Origin of the sequence: Kitasatospora sp. NPDC007106 (assembly GCF_040634455.1) — a bacterium.
Classification (GTDB): Bacteria; Actinomycetota; Actinomycetes; order Streptomycetales; family Streptomycetaceae; genus Kitasatospora; species Kitasatospora arboriphila.
The window spans coordinates 1-1901 of record NZ_JBEYFP010001040.1; the positions used below are offsets into that span (position 1 = coordinate 1).

At 73.6% G+C, this 1901-nt stretch carries 1 protein-coding gene; it reads left to right on the forward strand.

Annotated features, from left to right (window positions below; all coding sequences use genetic code 11):
• A partial coding sequence (locus ABZ641_RS35485; protein ID WP_359988535.1) for a tetratricopeptide repeat protein occupies nucleotides 1-1901 on the forward strand: 1901 nt, incomplete at both ends.

The window sequence follows — 1901 nt, forward strand, 5'->3', positions numbered from 1 at the left end:
CTGTCGTCGGCCCAGAGCGACCTCGGCCTGCACGCGGAAGCGCTGGAGAGCATGGCCGAGGCGGTGGCCGTCCAGCGCAGGCTGGTCCTGGCCGGGGTGCCCGGCGCCGCCGGCGATCTCGTGCTGCGCCTGAACAACCTCGCCATCCGACTGAACGCCGTCGGCCACTTCCGCGAGGCCCTCGATTCGGCTGCCGAGGCCGTTGCGGTGTGCGAGCCGCTCGCCGAGCGGCACCCGGACGCCTACGATCCCGATCTGGCCATGGCACTCGGGACCCTGGCCGACTGTCAGGGCCGGATGGGCGACCGGCGCAAGGCGCTGCTGCTGACCCGGAGGGTCATCCGGATCCGCGAGCGCCTGTACCGGGAACTCTCCGACATGTACCGGCCCTCGCTCGCCCGGTCCCTGAACTCCCTCGCGACCGACCTCGGCGAACTCGGGCAGAGCGAGGAGGCGGTGGAGGTCGCAGCTCGGTCCGTCGCGCTCCACCGGGAGGTCGTCGCGCAGCGGGACGGTCACCGCGACGAGTTGGCCACGTCCCTCAACACCCTGGCCAACCAGCGCGGGGACTGCGGAGACACCGCAGGAGCACTGACGGCGGCCGACGAAGCCGCACGCATCTACTCCGAGCTGTACGACGAGCACCCCGCCGTCTTCGCGTCGTCCCGGGCGATGGGCCTCGCCACACTGGCTTCCTGGTCGGCCGCGGACGGCCGGGCGGAGGCCGCGATCACCGCCGCCGTGGAAGCAGCGGGCGCCTACCACGAGCTCACCAGGACACAGCCCCGCACGATCGCCCGGAACTTCGCCGGTCTGCTGCGGAACCTTCGCTGCATGCTGGTCACCGCGGATCGGGCGGGCGAGGCGCTGGAGCTCCTCGACACGGTGCTCGCGTGCTACGCCGGTGCCACCGAGGCGCTCTACCCGGTGGTGATCGAGCTGCTGATCGGCCGTGCCATGTGCCTCGATGCGCTCGGACGCCTCGACGAGGCGGTCGCACCGGTGCGGAGGGCCGTGCGCCTGGCCCGGAGGAACGCCGGGTCGCCGTCGTCGACGGGGCCGTCCGAGCTGGTCGACATGCTCGAGTTGCTCGGCGCCTTCGCCTTCTGCGCCGGGAGGCGGCGCGAGGCAGCCGAGGCCGCAGCGGAGGCCGCGGAGGTTCTGAGGGACCTCGCACAGGACGATCCGGAACGCTACGACGACCGGTTGGCGGCCGCGCTGGCCCAGCTGAGGAACCTGCTGCCGAGACTGGGGCGCTACAGCGACGCCGAGGCGGCCGCGCGCGAGGCCGTCGCCGTTCGCAGCCGCATCGCCGACCGCGGGGGCGTGGTCGAACGCGTGGGTCTCGTTGCCGAGTTGGGCTGTCTCGCCGAGGTACTGCTGACCCGGCTGCGCCCCACCGAGGCGCTGACCGCCCTCGAGCGGGCCGACGAGCACCGAGAGCGCCTGACGGCCGACGAGGCGGCCCCCCACGAACCGGCGCTCGACCTGGCCCAGCGGACCCGCGGATTCCTCCTGCTCATGCTGGGCCGCCTCGACGAGGCCGAGGAGGTCGTCACCGCAGCGGTCGCCAAGGCGGGACGCGTGCCCGAGAGCGACCCCACGCGGACCGTGGGACGGATACTGGCCGGGCTCGCCGCCGGCTCGGTGCTGGCCGACCTGGAGCGGCGCGACGAGGCACTTCCCCACCTCGAACGCGCGATCGCGCTGTGCCGCCCCCTGGCCGAGGCAGGGGAGGCGGGGTACGGCACGCTGCTCGCCACCTGCCTGGCGACGCTGGGTGCCTGCCTGGCCGCGGAACCCGTCGAACCCGATCGGGCACTCGAGGCCGCCACCGAGGCCCTCGCCATCAACCGCAGACTCGCCGAGATCGACCCGGAGGCGGTGAGCAGCGGTCTGGG